We start from the raw sequence: 25782 nt of genomic DNA, 5'->3' as shown, positions 1-25782 counted from the left end.
CGCCTCCGGATCCGGTCCACTCACCGACCGAGGACCGCCCGAACGGCGAACGTCAGGTTCTCTCGACGCTCGCGGACGCGCCGGATGAAGTACGAGAACCACGCGTCGCCGTACGGAGCGTACTGAGCCACGTCGACGCCCTGCACCGCGAGATCGCGCTGGGCGTCCTCTCGTACCCCCATCAGCATCTGTACCTCGTAGTCGGTCCCGAACTCCCGGGCGAGCCGGTCGGCGAGTGCGATCATCTCGGGGTCGTGACTCCCGACTGCGACGCCGCGGTCGCGCTGTTCGAAGAGGTACCGCAGGTCCTCGCGGTACGCTTCGTTCACGGCCGCCTTGTCAGTGTACGCGATCGACTCGGGCTCGTCGTACGCGCCCTTCACGAGCCGGACCGCGCCGGGCACGTCGACGAGGCGTTCGAGGTCCTCGCGGGTGCGACGGAGGTTCGACTGGACGCACTGGCCGACGCGCCACGGGTGGTCTGCGGCGATCGACGCGAAGGCGTCGAGGGTCGCGTCGGTGGTGTCCGAGTCCTCCATGTCACACCAGACGAACGCTCCAACGTCGTCGGCGTGAGAGACGATCTCGCGGTAGTGCGTCTCGAACAGCTCGGCGGAGACGTCGAGACCGAGTTGGGAAGGCTTCACCGAGAGGCACGCGTCGAGTCCGCTGTCGGTGATGTCATCCAGCAGCGCGAGATACGCGTCGACGTCGGCGCGGACGTCGGCGGGATCGTCGTAGTGCTCGCCGAGTAGATTCAAGATGACCGCGATGCCGTTCTCGTTGCACGCCCGCGCGTGTTCGAGGGCCTCCGGCGCGGTCTCCCCGGCGACGAACCGGCGGGCGATCGGCGGGATCATACCCGATCTCGGTTCGGTAGCGACTTCACCGTTCCGCGCGTCCGATCCGCGGTTTATATACTTTCGCCGAGCGACGCTCGGGTATGATCGGCTCGCTCGTCGCGACGGCGTTCTGGGCGATGGTGCCCGCGTACGTACCGAACAACGCCGCGGTGCTCGCGGGCGGCGGTCGCCCCATCGACGGCGGTCGCGAATGGCACGGCGCGCGGCTGCTCGGCGACGGGAAGACTTGGCGCGGCACGCTCGTCGGCACGCTCGTCGGCGTCGTCCTCGCGATCGCGCTCAACGCGCTCAACGATCCCGCGAGCGCCGCGCTCGGCGTCGACCTCCCCCGCTTCGACTACCCCGCCGCCTTCGCGCTCGCGTTCGGTGCGATGTGCGGCGATATCGGGGCCTCCTTTCTCAAGCGTCGATCCGGCCGCGAACGCGGCGCGGCGTTCCCGGGCGTCGACCAGCTCGACTTCGTCGTCGGCGCGCTCGCGCTCGCCTTCCTCGTCGATCCGGGCTGGGCGACGGACGTGTTCACGCTCCCGGTGCTCGCGGCCGTCGTCGTGATGACGCCCGTGCTCCACGTCGCGACCAACGTCGGCGCATACGCGCTCGGACTGAAGAACGAGCCGTGGTGAGCCGAGACGCGAACCGCGGACATCGTCGCCTCGCGGAGGCGGTCGGCCGAGGGACGGCGACAGCTACGTCGCGGAGAAGTCGTCCTCGTCGGCGGGGGACGTACACACCGGGCAGCCGGTCGCGAGGATCGTCTCCCGCATCTCCTCGTTCACCTCGATGGTCTGTTCACAGTCCGAGCAGGTGAATTCGACAGTCGTCAACACGGGCCCTCTCGTCTCTCCGAGAGGGTGCCAGACGATATAAATGGCCGCCTTCCAAGGCGCCGGACGAGCGTCAGTCGGTCTGCGGGACCGCGTACGCGCCGACCGCGAGGAAGCCGACAGCGAGCGCCGTGAGCACCGCCAGATCCCCCGCCCACGCGCCGCCGTCGAAGGTGATAGCGCGCGTGCCGCGAGCGAAGTACGTCAGCGGCGAGGCCGCGACGGCCGGGAGGAACCAGTCCGGCAACAGCGCGGGGGGGACGAACGTCTCCGAGAGGAAAAGCAGGGGAAGCGCGACGGTGTTGCTCGCGGCGATCACGCCGTCCTGTGAGTCCGAGAGTGCGCCGAGGACCGCGCCCAGCCCGCAGAACAGCGCGACGGCGACGGCGACGAACGCGGGGAGAGCCGCGAGCGCCGGTGAGACCGCGAGCGTCGCGTCGGTCACCGCGAGCACGAGCGCCAATATCAGGAGGCTCGCCGCGCCGATGATCCCCACGTTGACGAGCGTGTGCGCGAGCAGCCACTCGCCGCGCGAGAGCGGCGTCGTCGCCAGCTTCTCGAACCGCCCGCCGTCGCGGTGGCGAGCGATCTCGGAGCCGACCCGCGAGAGCGGCGTGAAGAGGACGACCACCGCGAGGTACCCCGGGATGTAGTACCCGGCCGGCTCCGCGAACAGGCCGCCGCCGGTCGGCTGGGTGCGAACTAACGCCCCGAAGATGAACACGAGGATCACGGGGAAGAAGAACGTGAAGAACACCGCCGTCCGCCGGCGGAGGAACGACCGCGCCGCCGCGGTCGCCTCGGTCCCGATCCGCCCGATCCGACTCATCGACCGCCCTCCGCTTCCGGGCTCTCGCTCGCGCCCGGCAGCACCGCCGTCTCCTCTCGCGGCGAGTATTCCTCGCCAGTGAGCCGTAGGTACACGTCTTCGAGCGACGGCTCGGCCCACGCGAGCGACTCGAAGGACACCCCCGCGGCGTCGAGAGCGTCCACCGCGTCGCCGATCGCCTCCGGCCGAACCCCGAGGACCCGCAGCCCATCGGCGGTCGGTTCTACCTCGGTCGATCCCGAAAGCGCCGTCGCGACCGCCTCGGCGACGTCCTCGCCCGCGGTCTCGTCGACGGTCACGTCCAGCCGCGGCTCGCCGCCGTGCTCGGCGATCAGTTTCGACGGCGGTCCGACGGCGACGACGCTCCCGTCGCGGAGGAGCGCGACGCGGTCCGCGAGCCGCTCGACCTCGTCCATCGCGTGGCTCGTGAGGAAGACGGTCGTCCCGTCGCCGGCGAGCCGCTCTATCAGCCGGTGGATCGCGCGCCGGCCGGCCGGGTCGATCCCGGTGGTCGGCTCGTCAAGAAAGAGGAGGTCCGGGTCGTTGACGATGGCGGTCGCGACGCAGGTCCGGCGCTTCTGCCCGCCCGAGAGCGCCTCGTACCACGCGTCCGCGTCGTCTGCCATGCCCACGTCCCGGAGCACAGTGTCGGCCTCGCGAGCGGTGTCGTAGAGCCCGCCGTAGTAGTCGACGAGCTCGCTCGCCGTCAGCCGCTCCGGGGGATCGAACGACTGCGGGAGCAACCCGATCCGCTGGGTGTCGACCTCGCGCGGCGGAACGCCGAACGTCTCCAGTTCGCCCTCCGCCGCCGTCGTCCCCGTCAGCGCGCGGACGAGCGTCGTCTTTCCCGCGCCATTGGGGCCGATGAGCCCGAACACCTCGCCGGGTTCGACGCGGAGGTCGACGCCGTCGAGCGCGACGACGTCGCCGTACGACTTCCGAACGTCCTCGGCGACGACGACCGGGTCGGCGCCCGTCGGCGCTCGCTCGCCGTCCGCGGACTCCGAGGTCCCCGTCGCGGCCTCCGTCGCGGCCGCTGTCTCGTTCATGCGATCGGATCGGTCGGCCGCGCGCGTAAGGGTTGCTCTTCGGGTGCGACGCCGATCGGCGAGACGGCGTCGCCCCGGCCGGGGGCGCTGCAGTCGGAAGGTGACGGAATCCGAACCGGTCCCGGTCCGTTACGCCTAAGCGACGCCGAGCCGACCCACGGCGTATGCACTACCACGAGGCGGCGGCGTTCCTCTTCGACCTCCGCCGCTTCTCGGTCAAGCCCGGCACCGAGCGCGTCGCGTCGCTCCTCGACCGGCTCGGTAACCCCGAAGACGCGGTGTCGTTCGTGCAGGTCGCGGGCTCGAACGGGAAGGGAAGCACGGCCCGGATGACCGAGTCGGTCCTGCGCGAGGCCGGCCTCTCGGTCGGGCTCTACACCTCGCCGCACCTCTCAGCGCTCACGGAGCGGGTCCGCGTCGACGGGCTGGCGATGACCGAAGACGCGGTCGCGGCGTTCGTCTCCGAGGTGAAACCGTGGCTTGTCGAGCGCGCGGCCGCCGGCGAGCCGCTCACCTTCTTCGAGGTCGTCACCGCGATGGCGGTTCGGGAGTTCGCCCGCCGCGACGTCGACGTTGCGGTGCTCGAAGTCGGACTCGGCGGCGAGTACGACGCGACCAGCGCGGTCGACCCGGTCGCGACCGCGGTCACCAACGTCTCGCTCGAACATACCGACGTGCTGGGCGACACGGTCGCGGAGATCGCCCGCACGAAGGCGCGGATCGCCGGTGAGGGGACGCCCCTCGTGACCGCCTGCGAGGGCGAGGCGCTCGACGTGGTCCGCGAGGTCGCGGCCGAGGCGGGAGCGACGGTCGCGACGGTCGCGAGCGCTGGCGCCGCTGGGAGATCAGACGCGGGAGACGGCGGCGAGGCGGCTCCCGACGACCCCGATCTCTCCGTCACCTACGGCGGCCGCGTGAGCCCGAGCGACGCCGCGGTGACGCTCTCCGGCGAGCGCGACGGAACGTACCGGATCCCCCTCGTCGGCGCGCATCAGGCGACGAACGCGGGGATCGCGACCGCGCTCGCCGAGCGGTCGGCACGCGCGGTCGACGGCGCGGTCGACGGCGAGGTCGACGCCGACTGCGCCCTCTCCGAGGCCGCCGTCCGAGACGGGCTGGCGCAGGCGACCTGGCCGGGTCGGTTCGAGGTCGTCGACACCGCGCCGCTGACGGTGCTCGACGGGGCGCACAACCCCGCCGCCTGCGACACGCTGGCGGGGACGCTCGCGGAGTACGACTACGACGACCTCCACCTCGTGTACGGCGCGATGTGCGACAAAGACCACGTCGCCGCCGTCGACGCGCTCCCCCCCGCCGCCTCCGCGATCACCTGCCGGCCCGACCTCGACCGCGCGGAGGACCCCGACGTGCTGGCGGCCGCGCTCCGGACCGCCGGCGTCGACGAGGTGACGAGCGGCGGCGACGTGGCGGCCGCGCTCGACGCCGCCGTCTCTCGCGCCGACCCCGCCGACTGCGTGCTGCTCGTGGGGTCGCTGTTCGCGGTCGCGGAGGCCCGCGCCGCCCGCTTCCGCACCGTGACGCCCCGGCGGAGCGCGGACGAACTCGACGCCGCGCGCGCGCTCGACGCGACGGGCGTCCCGTCGGGCCTCGCCGACGAGCGCGCCGCGGGGATCGACCACCGCGTCCTCGCGCTCCGGCTGCGCGGCGACCGCGCGATGCGGATCGCGGCCGCGCTCCGCGCGGTCGGCGGCGAGGCGGTGATCGGCGGCGCGGGTGCCGGCGAGGGCCGCGTCCCGAGCGGCGAGCGCGTGCCGGTCACGCTGGCGGGGACGGTCGCGGAGTTCCGAGACCTGTTGGACCGGCTCGACGGGGGGGCAGACTGCGCTCGTCCCGAGGACGTCGACGGCGACTCCGTCGCCCCCATCCACGACCGAGAATTCGCCGGCATCGCGGCCGATATCGCCGATCGGATCGGAATCCGCGACGACGACGTGGATCCGGCGGCGGCCGCCGACGCTGCCGACGCCGCCGATGCCGACGCCGCTGACGCCGCTGACGCCGCCGCCGACGCTGCCGACGACGACTACCCGTGGACCGACGGCACCGCGGTGATGGGGGTGCTCAACGTCACGCCGGACTCGTTCCACGACGGCGGCCGGCACGCGAGCCGCGAGGACGCGGTCGCGGGCGTCGAGCGCATGGTCGCCGCGGGCGTTGACGTCGTCGATGTCGGCGGCGAGTCGACGCGTCCCGGCGCGGAGCCGGTGCCGGCCGACGAGGAGATCGGCCGGGTCGTCCCGATCGTCGAGGCGATACAGTCGGTACCGGCCGTCGCCGACGGCGACGTGCTCGTCTCGATCGACACGCGGAAGCCGGCCGTGGCGGCGGCCGCGCTCGACGCGGGCGCGGACCTTATCAACGACGTGACAGGGCTCGCGGACCCGGAGATGCGCGAGGTCGTCGCGGACGCCGGCTGTCCGGTCGTGGTGATGCACAGCCTCGACGCGCCGGTCGACCCGACGAACGACCCCGAGTACGACGACGTGGTCGACGGCGTGATCGCCGCGCTCCGCGAGCGGATCGCGCTGGCCGAGACGGCCGGGATCGACCGCGACAAGGTGATCGTCGACCCCGGGCTGGGATTCGACACGTCGTCCGCCGAGGCGTTCGAACTGATCGACCGCGTCGGCGAGTTCTCCGCGCTCGACTGCCCCGTCCTGATCGGCCACTCGCACAAGTCGATGTACGGCGCGATCGGTCGGGGTCCGGACGACCGCGAGCACGCCACCGTCGCGGCGACCGCGCTCGCGGCCGACCGAGGAGCCGACATCGTCCGGGTCCACGACGTGGCGGAGAACCGCGCCGCCGTCGACGTCGCCGCGGCGGTCGGCGGGTCGCTGCGGGACGGATCGGTCGCAGCCGCCGACTCGGGCGACCGCGGCGCTGAGGGTTCGGGCGACGCAATCGATGCCGACCCCGAGGAATGACGGCAGCGTTTTCCTTCCCGGCACCCTCGCGAGGGTATGGCCCGGCGTCTGCTGCTCGGCTGTAGCGCGGTCGGGAACACGTTCGTCGAACGGACGCGCGACGACCGCGACGAACTCGTCGCGATCACCGACGACAGCGGATGGGCGTCGACGCTCCGCGACCGCAACGTCGCCGTCGTCGAGAGCGATCCGACCGACCCGTCTACGTACCCCGCGGCCGCCGCGGTCGTGTTCGTCGCCAGCGACGACCCGGCGCGCAACGTCGCCGCCGCGCGCGCCGCCAGACGCCGGTTCCCCGACGCGATGATCGTCGCACACGTCGGGGACGACCCCACGGCGGACCAGCAGGCGGCCCTCGAATCGACCGCCGACCGCGTCGTCGACCCCGTGGAGGCGGTCGCCGCGCGCGTCCTGGAATCGACGGGCGCTGACGCCGTCGAGGAGCCGGTCCGGCTGCTGTCCGCCCTCCGCGACCTCTCGGGCCCCCTGCTCGTGGTCGCACACGACAACCCCGATCCCGACGCCATCGCGAGCGCGCTCGGACTGGCGCAGATCGCCGAGTCGGCCGGCATCCCGGCGGACCCCTGTTACGGCGGCGAGATCGCCCACCAAGAGAACCGCGCGATGGTGAACTTACTCGACCTGTCGCTGCGGACCGTCGACGAGGTCGACCTCGACGACTACGGCGGCGTCGCCCTCGTCGACCACTCGCGCGCCGGCATCAACGACAGCCTCCCGGAGGGGCACCCCGTCGACATCGTCGTCGACCACCACCCGCCGCGCGGCCCCGTCGCCGGGACGTTCGTCGACATCCGGCCGGACGTCGGCGCGACGAGCACGCTGATCGAAGCGTACCTCTCGCGGCTCGGGATCACCCCCGACCGCGCGCTCGCCACCGCGCTGTTGTACGGGATCCGGATCGACACGAAAGACTTCACGCGGTCGACGTCGATCCCGGACTTCGAGGCCGCGGCGTCGCTGTCGTTACGGGCGGACGAGACGACGCTCGAGCGCGTCGAGAGCCCGAGCGTGAGCCCCGAGACCCTCCGCGTCATCGCGCGCGCCATCGAGCGCCGCGACGTTCGGGGATCGACGGTCGCCTCCTGCGTCGGCGAGATAGCCGACCGCGACACGCTCGCGCAGGCCGCGGAACGCCTCCTCGATCTCGACGGGATCGCGGTGACGTTCGTGTTCGGCTACATGGACGGCGTGATCTACGGCTCTGCGCGCGCCCGCGGCGCGGACCTCGACGTCGGCGAACTGCTCCGCGACGCGCTCGATCCCGTGGGGTCGGCGGGCGGCCACGCGAGCATGGCCGGCGCACAGGTCCCCCTTGGAATCCTAGAGGAGGTGTCTGACGCGGAGTCGCTGACGGACGTCGTCGAGGAGTTCGTCGCCGGCCGCTTCTTCGAGGCGCTCGACGACGCGCCGTCGCCGCCGACCGGGCCGGTGCCGGAGTTCCCGACCGACTGACCTCGCCGGCGACGCCGAGAACACGGTGTTCCGAGCGCCGCGCCCGAGGGCGCAACCTACATACTTCGCGACGGCGAACGTCGGGATATGACCGACGACACCGTCGACCACCGCCGACTGATCATCGCCGGCACGGGAATCTCCGGACTCACCGCCGGGATATACGCCGCGCGGTCGAACAACGACCCCCTGATCGTCGAGGGCGACGAGCCGGGCGGTCAGCTCACGCTCACCACCGACGTGGAGAACTACCCCGGCTTCCCCGAGGGGATCTCGGGACCTGACCTCATCAACAACATGAAAGAGCAGGCGACGAAGTTCGGCGCGGACACCCGAAACGGGGTCATCGAGGACGTCTCGAAGGAGCCCGCGGGCCACTTCCGCGTCGAGTTCTCCGACGGCGACGTCTACACCGCCGACGCCGTGATCGCCGCCTCCGGTGCCAGCGCGCGGACGCTCGGCGTGCCCGGCGAAGACGAACTGATGGGGTACGGCCTCTCGACGTGTGCGACGTGTGACGGCGCGTTCTTCCGCGGCGAGGACATGCTCGTCGTCGGCGGCGGCGACGCCGCGATGGAGGAGGCGAACTTCCTGACGAAGTTCGCCGACACCGTCTACATCGCGCACCGCCGCGAGGAGTTCCGCGCCGAAGACGTCTGGATCGACCGCACGATGGAGAAGGTCGACGACGGCGAGATAGAACTCCTCTTGAACACCGAACTCACCGAGATCCACGGCACGCCCGAAGACGGCGTCGACCACGTCACCCTCGTCGAGCACCCGGACGGACACCCCAAAGAGAAGATGGAAGACTCCGCGACCGCCGGGGAGGTCGAGGAGTACGACTTCGACGTGGGCGCGGTCTTCTTCGCCATCGGGCACACGCCGAACACGGAGTTCCTTGAGGGGACCGGCGTCGAGTTCGACGACGACGGCTACCTCCTCACCGAGGGCGGCCGCGGGGGCAACCAGACCGACACCGGAGTGGACGGCCTGTTCGGCGCTGGCGACGTGGTCGACTTCCACTATCAGCAGGCGGTGACCGCCGCCGGGATGGGATGTCAGGCCGCGCTCGACGCCGACGAGTACCTCACCGAGCGCGAGCGAGCCGACGAACTGTACGAGGCCGAGGTCGACGCCGCGACCGCGGACGACTGAGCCGATAGCGGTCGAGGTACACCGCGTCTCGTACGCCCGAAGTGACCAACCCGGTAGCGCGTGAGCGGAACGGCCTCGTTCGTCGTTGTATTTGTTTTCCTCACGTTCGGCTATCCGAAACGAACCGGCAAAAATACCTGACTGTCGGACGCTGCGTTAGCGGTGTGAAAGAACTCGAATACAGCGACACCTGTCGAGACGTCGTGGAGAATGTGGGAGAGATACAGTCCGACGAGGAAGTCGTCGTCCTCACCGACCCGCTGATGGTACACGTCGCCCGACCGCTCGTAAGCGCGGCCAGAGCGACGGGTGCAACGGCCTCGCTTCTCGTGAAGCCGCGGCTCGACGGACACAACGTCGAGCAGCCAGCGGCCGTCGCCGGTGCGCTCTGCGAGGCGGACGTCGTCGTCGACGTGGGGACATACGACATCGCTCATACGGACGCCAGGAGAGACGCGGCGGAGTCCGGGACACGCTTTGTTCTCATGCGGGGCGTCTCAGAAGACGTCATGATGGACCAGATGGACACGGACTACGACGCGTTGATGGACGTAACGAGGGCAGTCGCCGAGATCCAAACCAGCGCTGAATCCGCGCGGATAACGGACGACGCGGGAACGGAGTTATCGGTCAGCCTGAAAGGTCGTAGCGGATTCCCGATCGACGACGGGTTCGACCGGGGACTCGTCGTCCTCCCCGCCGGGAAGTCAGCGATCACGCCGGTCGAAGGGAGCGCGCAGGGCACGGTCGTCGTAGACTACTCGATAGACGGGCTCGGACAGCTCGATAACCCGGTGGAACTCACGATCCAGGACGGACGAGTCGAGGGGATTTCGGGGGGCACACAGGCGGACGAACTCTCAAGACTCGTCGAATCGACGGGAGACTGCGCCCGTAATATCGCGGAGGCCCCGTCCATCGGTACGAACCCGGACGTCGAACTCACGGGGAACCAAGCCACGGACAAAAAGAGGCGGGGCACGATGCACATCGCGATCGGAGACAACATCACGCTCGGTGGGAGCGTCGCGTGTGATCTCCATCTCGATATGACGCTCACCGAGGCGACCGTCACCTTCGACGGGTTCACCGTTCTCGACGAGGGGACGTTTCGCGAGGAGGCGGTGCTCGAACACGCTCGAACACTCTGATCGTTCGGACCGTGCGAGCGTGTCGGTTCTCACCTCTGCGGTCTCGGTGTCCGACTGTTCTCTGCGGAACGCCGGGAGAAACGCGATCGGCGGTCGTTCCCCACACCCGCGGAGATGTTCACTCGTCGGCTTCCAGCTCCGCGAACACGGCGTCGACCATCTCGCCGGTGTCGGCGATTATCGCGTCCATCGCCTCGTCGTCGGTCGGCAGCCCGAGCAGCCGAGCGATCTTCATGATCGAGACGTGGTACACCTCCTGTTCGCCCGGTTCGACCCCGCGGACGATCATGTTACAGGGGAACAGTCCGCCGATCCGTCCGTCGGTCGCGTCGAGCGCGCGGTCCGCCATTCTCGGGTTGCACGCGCCGAGCACGTAGTACGGGTCGCGGTCGGCGTCGACCTTCTCGTTCAACAGCTCGGACGGAGAGAACTCCACGGGCACGCCGAACCCGGCGCCGACGCACACTTCGCGCACGCGCTCGATCGCCGACTCGTGGTCGGTCGACAGCGTCGCCGTCGTCTCGCCGTACGCTTCGGGGTCGAGTTCGTGCGGATCGAAGGGGATCGCCATACACCGAGTCGGCGTCGGCCGAGTAAAAAGCCCGCGGCGGGTCGCGAGGCGGTACCGGTGCGGCGGTCGGCCGCGGTTCGCAGTCCGACTACTCGGTCGCGACCGGCCCGCGACCCACCAACTCCTCGACCGTCGCGACGAACTCGCTTCGGCTCTCGAACAGCGGAACCTCGGCGTCCGCGAGCACGTCGTCGAGGTCGCGCGCGCCGTCCGGTGTCCGGATCGCGGCGTCGCCCTCTTGGTTCACCACGTCGCTGCGCTTGGCGGGCCACGTGAGCCGGGACGCGACGCGGGCGATCGGCTCGCCGGCCACGTCCGGTCCCTCGCCGAGTTCGACGGCCGGTTCGACGTCTTCGGCCTCCTCGGCCTCGTCGGTGTCGCTCATACCCGCCGGTTCCGTTCCGGCGACACTAATGGTTTCGATGCCGTTCGGGGCGTCTCCGCCGCGGCCCGCGACGGAACACGGATCGGCACCGCCGAACCGGCCCGTCCCGACCCGCAAACCGGAACCGCCCGGCCGATCGGCTCGACCCGCCGGTCAGCGCCAGCCGCGGTCCGCCTCGTTCAGCCGCTCGCAGCCGTCGTCGGTGACGACGACGAGGTCCTCGATCCGGCAGCCGAACCGCCCGTCGAGGTAGATCCCGGGCTCGACGGAGAACACCATCCCGGGTTCGAGCGCGCGGTCGTTGCCCGCGACGATGTACGGCTCCTCGTGGACGTCGAGCCCCACGCCGTGGCCGGTGCGGTGGACGAACGCGTCGCCGTAGCCCGCGTCCTCGATGACGGTCCTTGCCGCTCGGTCGACGGCCGCCGCGGTCGCGCCCGGTTCGACGGCGTCGACCGCGGCGGCCTGCGCCTCGCGAACGACCTCGTGAATCTCCGCGTACGTCTCGGGCGGATCGCCGCCGAAGACGAGGGTGCGAGTCTGGTCCGACGGGTACCCGTCGACCCGCGTACCGAAGTCGCACACGACGGGCTCGCCCGCCCCAATCTCGCGGTCGCCGTGGCCGTGGTGCGGCTTCGCGCCGTTCGGCCCCGATCCGACGATCGGCCCGAAGGCCGCTCCGCGCCCGCCGCGTTCCTCCATGCGATCGACGATCCAGTCCGCGAGTTCGGTCTCGGTCATTCCCACCGCGTCCGCGCCGAGACAGCGGAGATCGGTGACGGCCGCGTCCGCCGCCGCGGCCGCCGCGCGCATCGCCGCCAGCTCGGTGTCGTCCTTGCGCGCGCGGAGGGGCGCGATGGCATCGCTCGCGAGCCCCCACGTCGCGTCCGGCGCGGCCGCGCGGAGGTTCTGCGTGAACCGCGCCCACATGGTGTCGTCGACGAGGAGCCGTCCATCGCGAAGCCCGTACTCGGCGAGCAGGTCGCGGACGGCTTCGGTCGGGTCGTCTCCGTCGGTCCACGTCCGCACGTCCGCGACGGTCGTCTCCGTTCGGACCTGACTCTCGTACAGCCTCGGCACGAACAGGACCGGACCGTCACACGCGTGATCGGCCGCCGGAACGACGAACAGGAAGTGTCGCTCGTCCGGTTCGGCCGCGAACCCGGTGAGGTACTCGAGAGTGCGGCTCGGAAAGCAGATCAGGCCGTCGACGTCGACGTCGCGGAGCCGGCTGGCCGCGCGCTCGCGCCGGTCCGCGTGGACGTCCTCGATTTCGTCGCTCATGTCGGCCCTCCGCGCGGCGTCCTGATATAACGTCACGGTGTCGATACTCCGACTGTCGCCGTCCGGATCGAAACGCTGCTGTGGTGCGGAGTGAACGCCCCGTACGTCGTCTTTTCACGCGCTGAGACGCGCGTTTCTCATCGCCATAGATCGTTTCAGGGAACGCATACTTATGTAACTCGTCGTGGTACAGAGGCGCATGGGTGTGAACGATGGACGCGCGGAAGCAACCAACGGGCAGCTGGGAGCCGACGACGCGGGGCTGTTCGACTGCCCCGAGTGCGACGTGACGGCTCCCTCGGCGTCGGTGCCGTACGACGCGCTCGGATACGCGATCTGTCCGCGCTGCGCGCACTCGGCCACGCCGCGGTCGGTCGCGCGGGAGTCCGACCGCCGAACCGCACCGCTTTAGCTGCCGGGACTATCGGTTCGGGTATGAGCTGGACGCTCGGCCGGGAGGACGACGTGATCACCGAGTGGGAGCGGTCCGACGGATACGCGACGGTTCGTGTCCGCGAGCGCGGCGACGGCGGGTTCGTCGTCCGACTGGACGTCATGGAGCAGGCCGCCGACGCCTCGACGTACGAGCGCGAGCGGTTCGAGGCGCGAGATGCGGCCCTCGACCGCGCCGCCGAGTGGCGGGCGTCGTTCGACCTCGACTGACGGAGCCGGAGCGCGCCGCGCCCGGTCCCGTGCTACCGTTCGGGATGCGTCGGCGCGTCGAACCCGCCCCGGACGAGCGGCTTCGCGACGTGGCGGCGCGCGCTCGGCGGTACCTCGTACCAGCCGATATCGATGCCGCGATCCGCCTCGCGCTCGGTCTTTCCGGGCGCATCGGTACCGCAGTCGCGACAGCGATACCCCTGGTCTCGCCCCGCCGACGACATCGATCGACCGCAGTCGGGACACGTCGGGACGACCCGCTCGGTTCGAACGAGGTCGCGAGCCGCGAGCTTCTCCAGTTTCAAGGTCACCCCCTCGCCCGCTCGGTCGGGCAGCGCCCGCCGCTCGTGCTCGCCGCAGACCGTCACGCGGTCGCCGGGTCGGAGCGCGCGAACCCGGTCGCGAAACCGGCCGGTCGGCTTGAACGCGACACAGCGGAGGCGGTCGTCGACGTCGCAACCGCCGTCAGCGACGTCGCCACCGCCGTCAGCGACGTCCGCGACGTCGACGTGGACGTGTCCACCGCGCTTCGTTTCCGGCTCGGTGACGACGACGGCGTCGACGCGGTAGCCCGCGCCGTCGCGGAGTTCCCCGATCGTCCCCGTCGCGAGGTGCGCGTCGGTGCCCTGGTTCGTCAGGAACGTCTCGGTTCTCGCGACCGCCTCGCTCTCGATCGACGCGGCGACCTCCCGGCAGGCCGCGGCGTCGTCCCCGCGGATCCCGTAGAGGATCGGCCCCGGCGCGTTCGGGACGCACACGACCTCGCCCGTGCCCCGATCGACGGTGTCCCAGACGGTCGGATACGCCGCGTCGGCGGCTGCGAAGACGCTCTCGGCGTCGACCTCGCGCGGCGTTCCGCAGCGGTCCAGCTCCCGGTACGCGATGTGTTCGACGGTCCAGTCGTCGAACGCCGCCGGCGCGCCGACCGCGGCGAGCGCGCCGATCCGGCCGCGTCCGGACACGTCGTCGCCGCCCGCGCCCCCGGAGCCGAAGGCGGCGTGGCGGTAGCCGTGGGATTCCGCGAGCGACAGGGCCTCGTCGAGCGAGAGGCGCGACCGGAGCGCGCGCCGCGAGAACGCCTCGACCTCCGCCGGGAGCGCCGAGGGACTGGTGTCGGCGACGACGAGGCCTGGCGAGGTCCGCGGATCCGCCGGGACCGCGAACTCGCGAACGGTCGCCGCGGCGACCTCGAACGCCGTACCGGGGCCGATCTCGTCGACGTGAATCGCGACGGCCGCGTTTCCGCGGGTCTTGTGTTTCACGGCCGGGTTGAGTCGAACGAGGAGCCGGCGCTCGACCCGACCGCCCGCGGACGCGAGCCGCTCGGCGAGGCGCGCGCCGACGTACGTCGTGCACATGCCGCGCTCGCGGGAGTCGGTGTCGTCGACGGCGACGATGGCCATGCCCGTGGTTTCGTCCCCGCGGACAAACCGGTTTCGAGGCGGGTCGTCGGCGCGCGCCTCACGGGCGCTCCGGCGCGTGCGGTCGGGTCGAGTATATAACGATACCGGAGGAGATCGGTCCAAAATCGCAAGCGAGCGGCGCGTTCGAGCGCGCTCGACTGACACAACGCATATATACGCCGAGCCGCTTGTCTCGACTATGTCCCGGACTGCGCTGATCGGGAACGTCACCGCGATGCTGGAGGACGCGGGATTCCGCGTGAGCGACCGGTGTGCGGTCCGGCCCAAGAGCTTCGACGTGGCGGCGCGCCGCGACGAGGACCTGCTGTTACTGAAAATTCTCGGCAACGTCGACGCCCTCGACGCGGAGACCGGCGCGGAGATGCGACGCCTCGGCGAGTACCTGCAGGCCACGCCGATGGTGATCGGGATTCGGACGCGCGACGAGGACCTGAAGCCGGGGGTCGTCTACTTCCGGCACGGCGTCCCGGTGATCAACCCGGACACCGCCTACGAGCTGTTCGTCGAGGGGATGCCGCCGCTCATCTACGCGGCCCCCGGCGGGCTGTACGTCAGCCTCGACGGCGACTTGCTCGCCGACGAGCGCGAGGAGCGCGGCTGGTCGCTCGGCCGGCTCGCGACCGAACTCGGCGTTTCTCGTCGGACCGTCTCGAAGTACGAAGACGGGATGAACGCCTCCATCGAAGTCGCGGTCCAGCTGGAGGATCTGTTCGACGAGCCGTTTTCGAGCCCCGTCGACGTGCTCGACGGAGCGGACCAAGTCCGCGACTCCGATCCGACGCCCGCGGCACCCGACACCGACCCCGACGACGAACACGTCGTCCACGTGCTCACCAACGCCGGCTTCACGGTCCATCCGACCGCTCGGGCCCCGTTCAAGGCCGTCTCGGAGGACGAGGACAGCGCCGTGACGCGCGTGCTCACCGGCCATTCAACGTTCACGCCGGCCGCGGAGAAACGCGCGCGGATCATGTCTTCCATCGGTGAGGTCGCGCGCACGCGTTCCGTCTACTTCACCGAGGGAGCCGAGCGGCGTGAGTCGGTCGACGGTACCGCGCTCGTCTCCTGTGAGGAACTCGCCGGCATCTCCGACCCCGAAGAGATCCGCGAACTCATCCGCGACCGCGCGGCGGTCCCCTCGGAAGCCTGACCGAGCGGACCGTCACCGGAACGCGTGCGGATCCGTTTTCACCGACCGAACAGTCGGCTGAAGAACCCGTCACCGTCCGTGCCGTCGTCTTCGTCCCCCTCGCCGCGGTCATCGGCCTCGTCGCTTCCGTCCGTCGTCTCCTGCTGATCGCCGGACCCGCTCTGTTCCGAGAGGACGGTGTTCATCGTGCCGGTGTCGTCGTCTCTGAACGGGACGCTCCCCGCGAGTTCGTCGTCGATGTCGCGGTCGGACGCGTCGGACGCTCCCTCGTCTCCGGCCGATTCGTCTCCGGTCGGTTCGTCGTCGGTCGATTCGTCGTCGGTCGATTCGTCGTCGGTCGATTCGTCGTCGGTCGATTCGTCGTCGGTCGATTCGTCTCCGGTCGGTTCGTCGCCGGTCGATTCGTCGCCGGCCGGTGACTCCCGTTCCGGATCGAACGCCGCATCGCCCGCCTCGTCTTCGATCATCGATTCGAGGTCGTCGGCGTCGACGCGGTCGTTGCCCACGGTTCGGGTGTCGGTGTCGAGCCCCTCGATACGGTCGTCGCGCTCTGGAGCGTCGTGCGCCGATTCGACGGGACCCGGATCGGCGTCGCTCTCGTCAGCCGGCGCGGGCGACTCGTCTGCGACGATGATGTCCCGTTCGCCGGTCGGTTCACCGAGTCCGCCCGAACCGGCGTCGGCGATGATGATGTCCTCGGTGTCGGTGCTCGCCGAGTCCTCTCCGCCGTCGCTTCCGGCCTCGTCGGACGGTTCGACCCCGTCGAGGGTATCGACCCCGTCGGACGACTCGTCCTCGGTACCCTCCCTCTCGGTTTCGGTCCCGCTGCCCTCGTCACCCCGACCGGGAGACGGTTCCGGCTCCGTCGGGTCGGTCCGCGTCGATCCCGATTCGGTGCGCGTCGACTCCGATTCGGTCCCCGTCGCTCCCGGAATCTCCGCCCCGGTCAGCGCCCGAGCGAGATCGCGATACGCGCGGGTCGCCGGGGCGTCCGGGGCGAACGTCACCAGCGGCTCGTTCGCCGTCGCCGCCCGCAACACGGAGGGGTCGTCGGGAATTCGCCCCAAAACCGTCGCGTCGAGGACTCGGGTGATCTCGTCGTCGGTCGCGCCGTCGCCACCGACGCGCGTGATCGCCGCGCCGGCGACCGTGCCGCCGAGCCGCTCGGTCAGCTGTCGGGTCTTCTCGGTGTCTCCGAGGGCGCTGCGTTCGGCCGTCGAGACCAGGAGCGTCTCGTCCGCGAGCCCGAGCGGGAGCGTCGAGTCGTGCGAGAGCCCCGCGCCCGCGTCGAGGAAGACGTAGTCTGCGTCGTCGAAGGCCGCCACGACCTCGCGGAGTCCAGACGGGTCGGCGGCCGCGTACGCGTCGAGATCGGCCGCGCCCGGAACGACGCGCAGGCCGGCCGGCCCCGCCCGAACCGCGTCGATCGGGTCCGCCCGTCCGGAGAGCACGTCGTGGAGGGTGATCTCACCCGGCTCGACGCCGACTGCTTCCGCGAGGTTCGCCATGCCGATGTCGGCGTCGACCGCGACGACATCGGCACCGGCGTCGGCCAGGGTCGTCGCTATCGCCGCGGTCGTGGTGGTTTTTCCCACCCCACCCTTCGCCGACGCGACCGCATACACCGTTGCCATACGGTGACGGTCCGGCGACTAGCACTTAAATGTAGGCGGCCGGGCAAGCGTACACGCGACAATTAGACACGTCAGCTCGTTCCGCGTCGCGGCCGTTCGATCCACCGCTCACTTTCGCAAACACCTTATACGTCGCTTCCAGAGTTTCAGGCGATTAGTAGTATGGCGAGACCAGAGGTGCTCGACCGGATCAAGCAGGCTGAAACGGAGGCGGACGAGATCATCGCGGAGGCGGAATCGGACGCCGACGAGCGCCTCGCCGAGGCTCGACGGCGCGCGGAGGAGATCCGCGACGAGGCCGAGGAGGAGGCGGCCTCCGAGGCCGAAGAGCGGCTCGAGGCGGCCCGTGAGGAGATCGAGGAGCGGCGCGAGGAGATCCTCGAATCGGGTCGTGCCGACCGCGACGAGCTCGAACGCGAGGCCCGCGACCGAGTTGACACAGCCGTCGACTACGCCGTCGAACGGTTCGAAGAAGCGGTGACCAGTCAGGCCGAGGAGGCGGTGGATGCTCAGGCCTGAGCGGATGAGCAAGGTGTCGGTGACGGGCTCGAAGCGCGTCATCGACGACGTGATCGAGGCGACGTACGACCACCACTCGATGCACGTCACCGACTACGACGAGCGCTACGAGGGCTTCGAGCCCGGCGCGTCGCTCGACGGGGCCGAGGACGTCAACGAACGGCTCGTCACCGTTCGCTCGCTCGAAAGCATCCTCGACGTCGACGACGCGGACGTCGACGCGGCCCGCGCGCTCGACGACGAGGAACTCGCGGCGGAACTTGACGACGTGCGCGAGCGGGTCAACGAACTCAACGACGAGCGAGACGAACTGCAGGCACGGATCCGCGACAGACAAGAGGAGATCGACCGGATGGAGCCGTTCGCGGACCTCGGCATCGAGCTCGACCTTCTCGGCGGCTACGACTCGCTCGAAGTCGTCGTCGGCGAAGCGAAGCCCGACGCGGTCGAGGCGACTCTCGCCGACGCGGACGGGATCGACGCGTTCGAGGTGTTCGCCGGGAGCGACGTCGTCGCCGTCTTCGCCAAGCCCGCGGAGGGAGCCGACGAGGGCGTCCTCCAGGACTCGCTCGTCGGCGTCGACATCGCCCTGCTCGACGTGCCGGACGCCGACGCGAGCCCGTCGGAGTACGTCGCCGAACTCGAAGCCGAGCAGGCCGACCTCCGCGAGGAACTTTCGGCGGTCGAATCCCAGCTCGCGGACGTGAAAGAGGAGGCAGCGGGCTTCCTGTTGCGCGCCGAAGAGCAGCTCACGATCGAGGCCGAAAAGAAGCAGGCCCCCCTCTCCTTCGCGACCACCGAGAACGCCTTCATCGCCGAGGGGTGGGTGCCGACCGAGACGTTCGCCGACTTCGAGGCGGCCATCGACGACGCGGTCGGTGACCACGCCGACGTCGAGGAGCTCGAACGCGCGTCGTTCACTCCCGACGGCGATCACCACACCGAGGCCGTCGCCGACGGCGGCTCCGCGGGCGGTGCGGCCGCGACGGCCGACGGCGAACGCGAGGCGGTTGCCGACGGCGGCCACGCGACCCACGGGAGCGACGACCCGCCGGTCGTCCAGAACAACGGGAGCGCAGCCGGTCCCTTCGAGCTGCTTGTACAGGGGTTCGGACGGCCGAAGTACTCGGAGTTCGATCCGACGCTTCTCGTCTTCCTCACGTTCCCGCTCATGTTCGGCTTCATGATCGGCGACGTGGGGTACGGCGTGTTGTACGCCGCTATCGGCGCGTTCCTGTACAGCAGGTACGACGGGACGTTCCGCGAGCTCGGAGCCGTCGCGCTGTGGGCCGGCGGATTCACGATCCTGTTCGGGATCTACTTCGGTATCGACGTGTTCGGCTACCACGCCTACCAGCTGCTGCCGGGCGACGTCCACTGGCCCGTCGACGGAAAGGGTCTCTCGCCGGCCGACATCGATTGGGCGCTGTCGTTCCTCGTCGCCAGCGTGCTGTTCGGGCTCGCTCACCTGAACGTGGGACACGTCCTCTCGTTCGTGAGCAACTACCAGCAGCACGACCTGAAACACGCGCTGTACGAGGGCGGCTCGTGGCTGCTGATACTCAACGGCGCGTGGATCTGGATCTTCAGCCAGCACCTCCCCGGCCCGAAGCCCGACTTCCTCTTCGAGTCGTTCTCGATACTCACCTTCGGGGCGGTCTCGTTCGCCGGCTTCCCGGTGGCGGTCGGGTACGCCGCCATCGCGGCCATCGCACTCGGCGTCGTCCTGCTCGCCATCGGTGAGCCTCCGGAACTCGCTGAGGTGCTCTCCCCCATCGTCAACGTCATCTCGTACGCTCGGATCATGGCGGTGCTGCTCGCGAAGGGCGGAATGGCGCTCGCCGTGAACCTGCTCGCGTTCGGCGCGTACATCGACGAGAGCGGTGAGGGAAGCTTCCACTTCATCTTCAGCGCCGACTACCTCGAGTACGTACAGAGCCACCCCGGCGACTACGAACTGGTCTTCGCGGGGATGACGACCGCGTTCGATCCGGCGTCTGTCGGAGCCGTCGGCGTTCTCGCGCTCGTCGGGGGTATTCTCGTTGCGGTCGTCGGTCACATCGTCGTGCTCGCGCTCGGGATCACCTCCGCCGGCATTCAGGCGGTGCGTCTGGAGTACGTGGAGTTCTTCGGAAACTTCTACGAGGGCGGCGGGGACAGTTACCTGCCGTTCGGCTACGACCGACAGTACACCACAGACGAGTAGTCGCCGAGCGCCGTTCGACGATCCGCGTGCTTTTTGCCGGGTCGATACCGACTCAGAGTTCCGTCTCTATCCCGCGTCATGTCGGTTCCGTTCGGTCGTTTTGGGAAGCTTTATGACTCCAGTAGAGGCAACTAGCAACTGTTCGGAGACGAGCAACCGCAACTACTACCAATGCTTGAAGCTACCAACGAACTCGGGAATGTCGCACTGCAGGCCGGAGGAACGCTCACTGACCCCAGCGCCGCGGCGGCGCTCGCCGTCGGACTGGCGGCGCTCGGTGCGGGCTACGCGGAGCGTGGTATCGGATCGGCCGCCGTCGGCGCGATGGCCGAAGACGACGATCTGTTCGTCAACGGGCTCATTCTGACGGTCCTCCCCGAGACGATCGTTATTCTCGCACTCGTCGTCGTCTTCATCGTCTAAGCGGTTCCCCTTTCCACACCAATGAGTTTGGATACTGTCGTTGAGGACGTTCGAGACGAAGCCCGCGCGCGTGCAGAGGAAATCCGCGAGGCGGCGGAGTCCGAAGCGGACGAGATCGTCGCCGAGGCGGAGGCCGACGCCGAGCGCATCCGCGAAGAGCGGCTCGCCGAGGTCGATCGTCAGATCGAACAGGAGCGCGAGCAGACGCTCTCGTCGGCCAAACTCGAGGCCAAACAGGAGCGGCTCGGGGCCCGTCGAGACGTCCTCGAAGACGTCCACGACGACGTCGAGGCCACCATCGAATCGCTCGACGGCGACCGCCGCCGCGAGCTGACCGAGGCGCTCCTCGACGCGACGCTCGCGGAGTTCGACGACGACGCTGACGTCGCCGTCTACACCCGCGCCGCGGACGTCGAGCTCCTCGAGGAGCTCGTTGCCGACCGCAACGCCGCAGTCGACGGCGAGATCGACTGTCTCGGCGGGGTCGTCGCGGAGAGCGACACCTCTCGCGTTCGGGTGAACAACACGTTCGACTCGATCCTGGAATCCGTCTGGGACGACGAGTTGAAACACATCTCGGAGCGACTGTTCGACCAATGAGCGCCGTCGGCAGCTCGAACCCAGAGTACGTCGTCGCGCGGGTTCGTGCCCGCCGCGGCAGCCTCTACGGGGACGAGGAGTACCGGAAGCTGACCCGCATGGGACCGGCGGAGATCGCCCGGTTCATGGAGGAGTCGAGCTACGGCGCGGAGATCAACGCTCTCGGAAGCCGTCACGGCGGCGTCGACCTGATCGAGTACGCGCTGAACCGGAACCTCGCCGAGCAGTTCGACGACATCCTCGACTGGAGCGAGGGAGCGCTGTACGACCTGATCGCCCGGTACCTCCGGAAGTTCGACGCGTGGAACGTGAAGACGGTCATCCGCGGCGTCTACACGGACGCTGACCAATCGGCCATCGAGGTCGACCTGATCCGTGCCGGCGAGTTCGACGACCGCCTGATGCGACGGCTGCTCGAGGCCGACTCGATCGACGCCGTCGTCGAGGTGCTCGAAGACACCATCTACGGGGACCCGCTTCGGGAGGCCTACGCCGAGTACGAGGAGACGGACGTGCTGGTTCCGCTGGAGAACGCCGTCGACCGCGCGTTCTACGAGCGGCTCCTGTCGGGGCTCGGCGGCGGCGAGCCGACTCGGCAGTACGAGGCGTTCCTCAAGGCCGAGGTCGACTTCCGGAACGCGACGAACGCCCTCCGGCTCGCCCGGTCGGGCGCGGACATCGACCCCGCGGCGTACTTCATCGAGGGCGGCGAGCTGTTCACTCGGGGGTCGCTCGCGCGGCTCGCGCGGAACCTCGACGAGCTCGTGGAGTACATCGCGGACAGCCAGTACGGCGACGAGCTCGGCCCGGCGCTGCGCGAACTCGAGGAGGCGGACAGCCTCATCGCGTTCGAGCACGCGACCGACGCCGCGCTGTTGGCGTACGGCGACCGGCTCGGCACGATCCACCCGGTGTCGATCACTCCGGTGATCTCGTACATCCTCGCGAAGGAGCGCGAGGTGGAGAACATCCGGGCGATCGCCCGCGGGAAGGAGGCTGGCCTGTCGGCCGAGGAGATCGAATCGGAGCTGGTGATAACATGAGCCAGGAGATCGCCGTCGTCGGCAGCCCGGAGTTCACGACCGGATTCCGGCTCGCCGGCGTGCGAAAGTTCGAGAACGTACCGGACGACGAGAAGGACGAGCGGCTCGACGACGCCGTCGAACGGACCCTCGACGACGAGGGAACCGGTATCATCGTGATGCACGACGGCGACCTCAATCACCTCTCGCGGGGGACCCGCGAGGCGGTGGAGGGGAGTATCGAGCCCGTGCTCGTGACGCTCGGCGGGTCCGGCGCAGGCAGCGGCGGGCTGCGCGACCAGATCAAACGAGCCATCGGGATCGACCTGATGGAGGAGGACGACTAATATGAGTAAAGCAGAATCCACGGAGACCACCACGGAACACGGTGTTATCCAGAGCGTGAGCGGTCCGGTCGTGAGCGCCCGCGACCTCGACGCCCGCATGAACGACGTCGTCTACGTCGGCGACGAAGGCCTCATGGGGGAAGTGATCGAGATCGAAGGCGACATCACGACCGTTCAGGTGTACGAGGAGACCTCCGGGGTCGCCCCCGGCGAACCCGTCGAGAACACGGGCGAGCCGCTGTCGGTCGACCTTGGTCCGGGCATGCTGGACGCCATCTACGACGGCGTCCAGCGTCCCCTGGACGTGCTGGAGGGCAAGATGGGAAGTCCGTACCTCGACCGCGGGGTCGACGCGCCCGGCATCGACCTCGAGGAGAAGTGGGAGTTCGAGCCGACCGTCGAGGTCGGTGACGAGGTCGGCCGCGGCGACGTGGTCGGCGTCGTCGAGGAGACGGTCACCATCGACCACAAGGTGATGGTGCCGCCGGACGCCTTAGAGGAGGGCGAGACCACCGAGGTCACCGCCATCGAGTCGGGCTCGTTCGACGTCACCGAGACGGTGGCCGAGCTCGCCAACGGGACGGACGTCTCGATGCATCAGGAGTGGCCCGTCCGCGAGGCGCGTCCCTCTGCGAACAAGAAGACGCCCCGGACGCCGCTGGTGTCCGGACAGCGCATCCTCGACGGGCTGTTCCCCATCGCGAAGGGCGGGACGGCCGCGATTCCGGGGCCGTTCGGCTCCGGGAAGACGGTCACCCAGCACCAGCTCGCGAAGTACGCCGACGCCGACATCATCGTGTACGTCGGCTGCGGCGAGCGCGGCAACGAGATGACCGAGGTCATCGAGGACTTCCCCGAACTGGAGGACCCGGCCAACGGCAACCCGCTGATGGCCCGGACCTCGCTCATCGCGAACACGTCGAACATGCCCGTCGCGGCGCGTGAGTCCTGTATCTACACCGGAATCACGATCGCCGAGTACTACCGCGACATGGGGTATGACGTGGCGCTGATGGCCGACTCCACCTCGCGGTGGGCGGAGGCCATGCGCGAGATCTCCTCCCGGCTGGAGGAGATGCCCGGCGAGGAGGGGTACCCCGCGTACCTCGCCGCCCGGCTCGCGCAGTTCTACGAGCGCGCCGGCTACTTCGAGAACGTCAACGGGACGGAGGGGTCCGTCTCCGCGATCGGCGCGGTGAGCCCGCCCGGCGGCGACTTCTCCGAGCCGGTCACCCAGAACACGCTGCGCATCGTGAAGACGTTCTGGGCGCTCGACGCGGACCTGGCGGAGCGCCGCCACTTCCCGTCGATCAACTGGAACGAGTCGTACTCGCTGTATAAAGACCAGCTCGATCCGTGGTTCGAAGACGAGGTCGCCGACGACTGGGCGGAGAAGCGCCAGTGGGCGGTCGACGTGCTCGACGAGGAGACCGAGCTTCAGGAGATCGTTCAGCTCGTCGGGAAGGACGCCCTGCCCGACGACCAGCAGCTCACCCTGGAGGTCGCCCGCTACCTGCGCGAGGCGTACCTCCAGCAGAACGCGTTCCACCCGGTTGACACGTACTGTCCGCCGGAGAAGACGTACCTCATGCTGACGACGATCGAGACGTTCAACGACGAGGCGTTCGACGCGCTCGAAGCGGGCGTGCCGGTCGAGGACATCATCGACACCGAGGCCGCCCCCCGGATCAACCGGATCGGCGTCCAAGAGGACTACGAGGAGTACGTCGAGGAGCTCAAAGCGGATATCGCCGAGGAACTCCGGAGCCTCTACTAACATGAAAGAGTACCAAACCATCACCGAGATCAGCGGCCCGCTGGTGTACGCCGAGGTCGACGAGGCGATCGGTTACGACGAGATCGTCGAGATCGAGACGGCTCAGGGGGAGACGCTGCGCGGACAGGTGCTCGAATCATCGGATGGCGTCGTCGCCATCCAGGTGTTCGAGGGCACCTCCGGTATCGACCAGAACGCGTCCGTCCGCTTCCTGGGCGAGACGATGAAGATGCCCGTCACCGAGGACCTGCTCGGACGGGTCCTCGACGGCTCCGGCCGCCCGATCGACGACGGTCCCGAGATCGTCCCCGAGGAGCGGCAGGACATCGTCGGCGCGGCGATCAACCCCTATTCCCGGGAGTACCCCGAGGAGTTCATCGAGACGGGCGTCTCCGCGATCGACGGAATGAACACGCTCGTTCGCGGCCAGAAGCTCCCGATCTTCTCCAGCTCCGGCCAGCCGCACAGCGAACTGGCGATGCAGATCGCCCGGCAGGCCAGCGTGCCCGAAGAGGAGGAGGGCGACGACGACGAGGAGGGCTCCGAGTTCGCCGTCATCTTCGGCGCGATGGGGATCACTCAAGAGGAGGCGAACGAGTTCATGGAGGACTTCGAGCGCACCGGCGCGCTGGAGCGCTCCGTCGTCTTCATGAACCTCGCGGACGACCCCGCCGTCGAGCGGACGGTCACGCCGCGGATGGTCCTGACGACGGCCGAGTACCTCGCCTTCGAGAAGGACTACCACGTCCTCGTGATCCTCACGGACATGACCAACTACTGCGAGGCGCTCCGCGAGATCGGCGCGGCCCGCGAAGAGGTCCCGGGCCGGCGTGGCTACCCCGGATACATGTACACCGACCTGGCGCAGCTGTACGAGCGCGCCGGGCGGATTCAGGGCCGTGACGGGTCGGTCACCCAGATTCCGATCCTCACGATGCCGGGCGACGACGACACCCACCCGATCCCGGACCTGACCGGGTACATCACGGAGGGGCAGATCTACGTTGACCCCGACCTCAACAGCCAGGGTCTACAGCCCCCGATCAACGTGCTCCCCAGCCTGTCTCGGCTGATGGACGACGGGATCGGCGAGGGGCTCACCCGCGAGGACCACGCCGACGTGAAAGACCAGATGTTCGCGGCGTACGCGGAAGGTGAGGACCTCCGCGACCTCGTGAACATCGTCGGTCGCGAGGCGCTCTCCGAGCTCGACAACAAGTACCTCGACTTCGCGGACGCCTTCGAGTCGGAGTTCGTCGACCAGGGCTTCGATCAGAACCGCGACATCGAGGAGACGCTGGAGATCGGCTGGGACCTGCTCTCGATGCTCCCGAAGGACGCCCTCAACCGGATCGACGAGGAGTTCATCGAGGAGTACTACCGCGAGGACGACTCCGAGCGCGAAGTCGTCGAAGCGGCGGACTGATCCGGCTTCTCTCTACTCTTTCGCACTCCACCACCGCGAGCGGTCGCGCCGAGCGA

The 25782-nt window shown here is 69.3% G+C and carries 25 protein-coding genes; 16 read left to right on the top strand and 9 right to left on the bottom strand.

The features are described from left to right. Positions 1 to 20 precede the first annotated feature (20 nt). Positions 21 to 860: a proline dehydrogenase family protein gene (locus ACZ45C_RS14110; RefSeq protein ID WP_460560854.1), complete on the bottom strand. Its 840-nt coding sequence runs from the start codon at positions 858 to 860 to the stop codon at positions 21 to 23. Positions 861 to 943: 83 nt separating this feature from the next. Here ACZ45C_RS14110 and ACZ45C_RS14105 point away from each other — a divergent pair, with 83 nt between their 5' ends. Continuing rightward, on the top strand, positions 944 to 1486 hold the full coding sequence (locus ACZ45C_RS14105) for a CDP-2,3-bis-(O-geranylgeranyl)-sn-glycerol synthase (protein WP_460560856.1): 543 nt from the start codon (positions 944 to 946) through the stop codon (positions 1484 to 1486). A 63-nt stretch (positions 1487 to 1549) separates the two neighbouring features. Here the strand turns inward: ACZ45C_RS14105 and ACZ45C_RS14100 are convergent, their stop codons facing one another. The 3 genes from ACZ45C_RS14100 to ACZ45C_RS14090 form a co-directional block, all read right to left on the bottom strand. Continuing rightward, a complete protein-coding gene (locus tag ACZ45C_RS14100) occupies positions 1550 to 1687 on the bottom strand; it encodes a DUF7560 family zinc ribbon protein (RefSeq protein ID WP_460560858.1) in 138 nt (45 codons plus the stop codon). A 73-nt stretch (positions 1688 to 1760) separates the two neighbouring features. Beyond that, the gene (locus ACZ45C_RS14095; protein WP_460560860.1) at positions 1761 to 2516 is read right to left on the bottom strand and encodes an ABC transporter permease; all 756 of its coding nucleotides are present in this window, start codon (positions 2514 to 2516) and stop codon (positions 1761 to 1763) included. Continuing rightward, complete coding sequence (locus ACZ45C_RS14090) at positions 2513 to 3565, bottom strand: ABC transporter ATP-binding protein (RefSeq protein ID WP_460560862.1); 1053 nt, start codon at positions 3563 to 3565, stop codon at positions 2513 to 2515. The genes ACZ45C_RS14095 and ACZ45C_RS14090 overlap by 4 nt, the downstream gene beginning before the upstream one ends. 164 nt (positions 3566 to 3729) lie before the next feature. Here ACZ45C_RS14090 and folP point away from each other — a divergent pair, with 164 nt between their 5' ends. From folP to ACZ45C_RS14070, 4 genes are all read left to right on the top strand, one after another. Next, the gene (gene folP / locus ACZ45C_RS14085) at positions 3730 to 6513 is read left to right on the top strand and encodes a dihydropteroate synthase (RefSeq protein ID WP_460560863.1); all 2784 of its coding nucleotides are present in this window, start codon (positions 3730 to 3732) and stop codon (positions 6511 to 6513) included. A gap of 36 nt (positions 6514 to 6549) precedes the next feature. Then, positions 6550 to 7986 (top strand): DHH family phosphoesterase, encoded by a 1437-nt coding sequence (locus ACZ45C_RS14080; RefSeq protein WP_460560865.1) that lies wholly within the window; start codon positions 6550 to 6552, stop codon positions 7984 to 7986. Positions 7987 to 8073: 87 nt separating this feature from the next. After that, on the top strand, positions 8074 to 9144 hold the full coding sequence (locus ACZ45C_RS14075) for an NAD(P)/FAD-dependent oxidoreductase (protein WP_460560867.1): 1071 nt from the start codon (positions 8074 to 8076) through the stop codon (positions 9142 to 9144). Positions 9145 to 9308: 164 nt separating this feature from the next. Beyond that, positions 9309 to 10295 (top strand): aminopeptidase, encoded by a 987-nt coding sequence (locus ACZ45C_RS14070; RefSeq protein WP_460560869.1) that lies wholly within the window; start codon positions 9309 to 9311, stop codon positions 10293 to 10295. A gap of 118 nt (positions 10296 to 10413) precedes the next feature. Here ACZ45C_RS14070 and ACZ45C_RS14065 read toward each other — a convergent pair whose 3' ends face one another. The 3 genes from ACZ45C_RS14065 to ACZ45C_RS14055 all read right to left on the bottom strand — a co-directional run bounded on the left by ACZ45C_RS14065 (position 10414) and on the right by ACZ45C_RS14055 (position 12535). Then, positions 10414 to 10866, bottom strand: coding sequence for a DUF302 domain-containing protein (locus tag ACZ45C_RS14065; RefSeq protein WP_460560871.1), 453 nt, complete (start codon positions 10864 to 10866; stop codon positions 10414 to 10416). Between the two features lie 88 nt (positions 10867 to 10954). Beyond that, positions 10955 to 11251, bottom strand: coding sequence for a DUF5789 family protein (locus ACZ45C_RS14060; protein ID WP_460560872.1), 297 nt, complete (start codon positions 11249 to 11251; stop codon positions 10955 to 10957). A 153-nt stretch (positions 11252 to 11404) separates the two neighbouring features. Further along, positions 11405 to 12535: an aminopeptidase P family protein gene (locus ACZ45C_RS14055; protein ID WP_460560874.1), complete on the bottom strand. Its 1131-nt coding sequence runs from the start codon at positions 12533 to 12535 to the stop codon at positions 11405 to 11407. Between the two features lie 199 nt (positions 12536 to 12734). Here ACZ45C_RS14055 and ACZ45C_RS14050 point away from each other — a divergent pair, with 199 nt between their 5' ends. Beyond that, the gene (locus ACZ45C_RS14050) at positions 12735 to 12947 is read left to right on the top strand and encodes a hypothetical protein (protein WP_460561336.1); all 213 of its coding nucleotides are present in this window, start codon (positions 12735 to 12737) and stop codon (positions 12945 to 12947) included. Positions 12948 to 12970: 23 nt separating this feature from the next. Then, positions 12971 to 13198: a DUF7543 family protein gene (locus ACZ45C_RS14045; RefSeq protein ID WP_460560876.1), complete on the top strand. Its 228-nt coding sequence runs from the start codon at positions 12971 to 12973 to the stop codon at positions 13196 to 13198. A gap of 32 nt (positions 13199 to 13230) precedes the next feature. Here ACZ45C_RS14045 and ACZ45C_RS14040 read toward each other — a convergent pair whose 3' ends face one another. Then, positions 13231 to 14601: a TiaS agmantine-binding domain-containing protein gene (locus tag ACZ45C_RS14040; RefSeq protein WP_460560878.1), complete on the bottom strand. Its 1371-nt coding sequence runs from the start codon at positions 14599 to 14601 to the stop codon at positions 13231 to 13233. A gap of 199 nt (positions 14602 to 14800) precedes the next feature. Here ACZ45C_RS14040 and ACZ45C_RS14035 point away from each other — a divergent pair, with 199 nt between their 5' ends. Beyond that, positions 14801 to 15772: a transcriptional regulator gene (locus tag ACZ45C_RS14035; protein WP_460560880.1), complete on the top strand. Its 972-nt coding sequence runs from the start codon at positions 14801 to 14803 to the stop codon at positions 15770 to 15772. A 38-nt stretch (positions 15773 to 15810) separates the two neighbouring features. On the opposite strand, the gene minD is transcribed toward ACZ45C_RS14035, so the two are convergent. Next, the gene (minD, locus tag ACZ45C_RS14030; protein ID WP_460560882.1) at positions 15811 to 17406 is read right to left on the bottom strand and encodes a cell division ATPase MinD; all 1596 of its coding nucleotides are present in this window, start codon (positions 17404 to 17406) and stop codon (positions 15811 to 15813) included. A gap of 162 nt (positions 17407 to 17568) precedes the next feature. Between minD and ahaH the strand changes: the two genes are divergently transcribed. From ahaH to ACZ45C_RS13990, 8 genes are all read left to right on the top strand, one after another. Then, complete coding sequence (ahaH, locus tag ACZ45C_RS14025; protein WP_460560884.1) at positions 17569 to 17925, top strand: ATP synthase archaeal subunit H; 357 nt, start codon at positions 17569 to 17571, stop codon at positions 17923 to 17925. Positions 17926 to 17929: 4 nt separating this feature from the next. Continuing rightward, entirely contained in the window at positions 17930 to 20131 is a 2202-nt protein-coding gene (locus ACZ45C_RS14020; RefSeq protein WP_460561319.1) for a V-type ATP synthase subunit I, read from the top strand. Positions 20132 to 20302: 171 nt separating this feature from the next. Next, a complete protein-coding gene (locus ACZ45C_RS14015; protein WP_012659523.1) occupies positions 20303 to 20554 on the top strand; it encodes a hypothetical protein in 252 nt (83 codons plus the stop codon). A gap of 21 nt (positions 20555 to 20575) precedes the next feature. Next, positions 20576 to 21154 carry a V-type ATP synthase subunit E gene (locus ACZ45C_RS14010; RefSeq protein WP_460560886.1) on the top strand — a complete coding sequence of 193 codons (579 nt, stop codon included), beginning with the start codon at positions 20576 to 20578 and terminating at the stop codon, positions 21152 to 21154. Continuing rightward, positions 21151 to 22197: a V-type ATP synthase subunit C gene (locus ACZ45C_RS14005; RefSeq protein WP_460560888.1), complete on the top strand. Its 1047-nt coding sequence runs from the start codon at positions 21151 to 21153 to the stop codon at positions 22195 to 22197. The genes ACZ45C_RS14010 and ACZ45C_RS14005 overlap by 4 nt, the downstream gene beginning before the upstream one ends. Beyond that, on the top strand, positions 22194 to 22523 hold the full coding sequence (locus ACZ45C_RS14000; protein WP_460560890.1) for a V-type ATP synthase subunit F: 330 nt from the start codon (positions 22194 to 22196) through the stop codon (positions 22521 to 22523). The genes ACZ45C_RS14005 and ACZ45C_RS14000 overlap by 4 nt, the downstream gene beginning before the upstream one ends. Position 22524: 1 nt before the next feature. Then, a complete protein-coding gene (locus ACZ45C_RS13995; RefSeq protein ID WP_460560892.1) occupies positions 22525 to 24300 on the top strand; it encodes an ATP synthase subunit A in 1776 nt (591 codons plus the stop codon). 1 nt (position 24301) lies between these two features. After that, on the top strand, positions 24302 to 25726 hold the full coding sequence (locus ACZ45C_RS13990; protein WP_460560894.1) for a V-type ATP synthase subunit B: 1425 nt from the start codon (positions 24302 to 24304) through the stop codon (positions 25724 to 25726). Positions 25727 to 25782 lie beyond the last annotated feature (56 nt).

Source organism: Halorubrum pallidum (assembly GCF_055380345.1).
The sequence above is the reverse complement of the archived record's forward strand: the minus strand, read 5'-3'. Positions and strand labels throughout refer to the sequence as shown.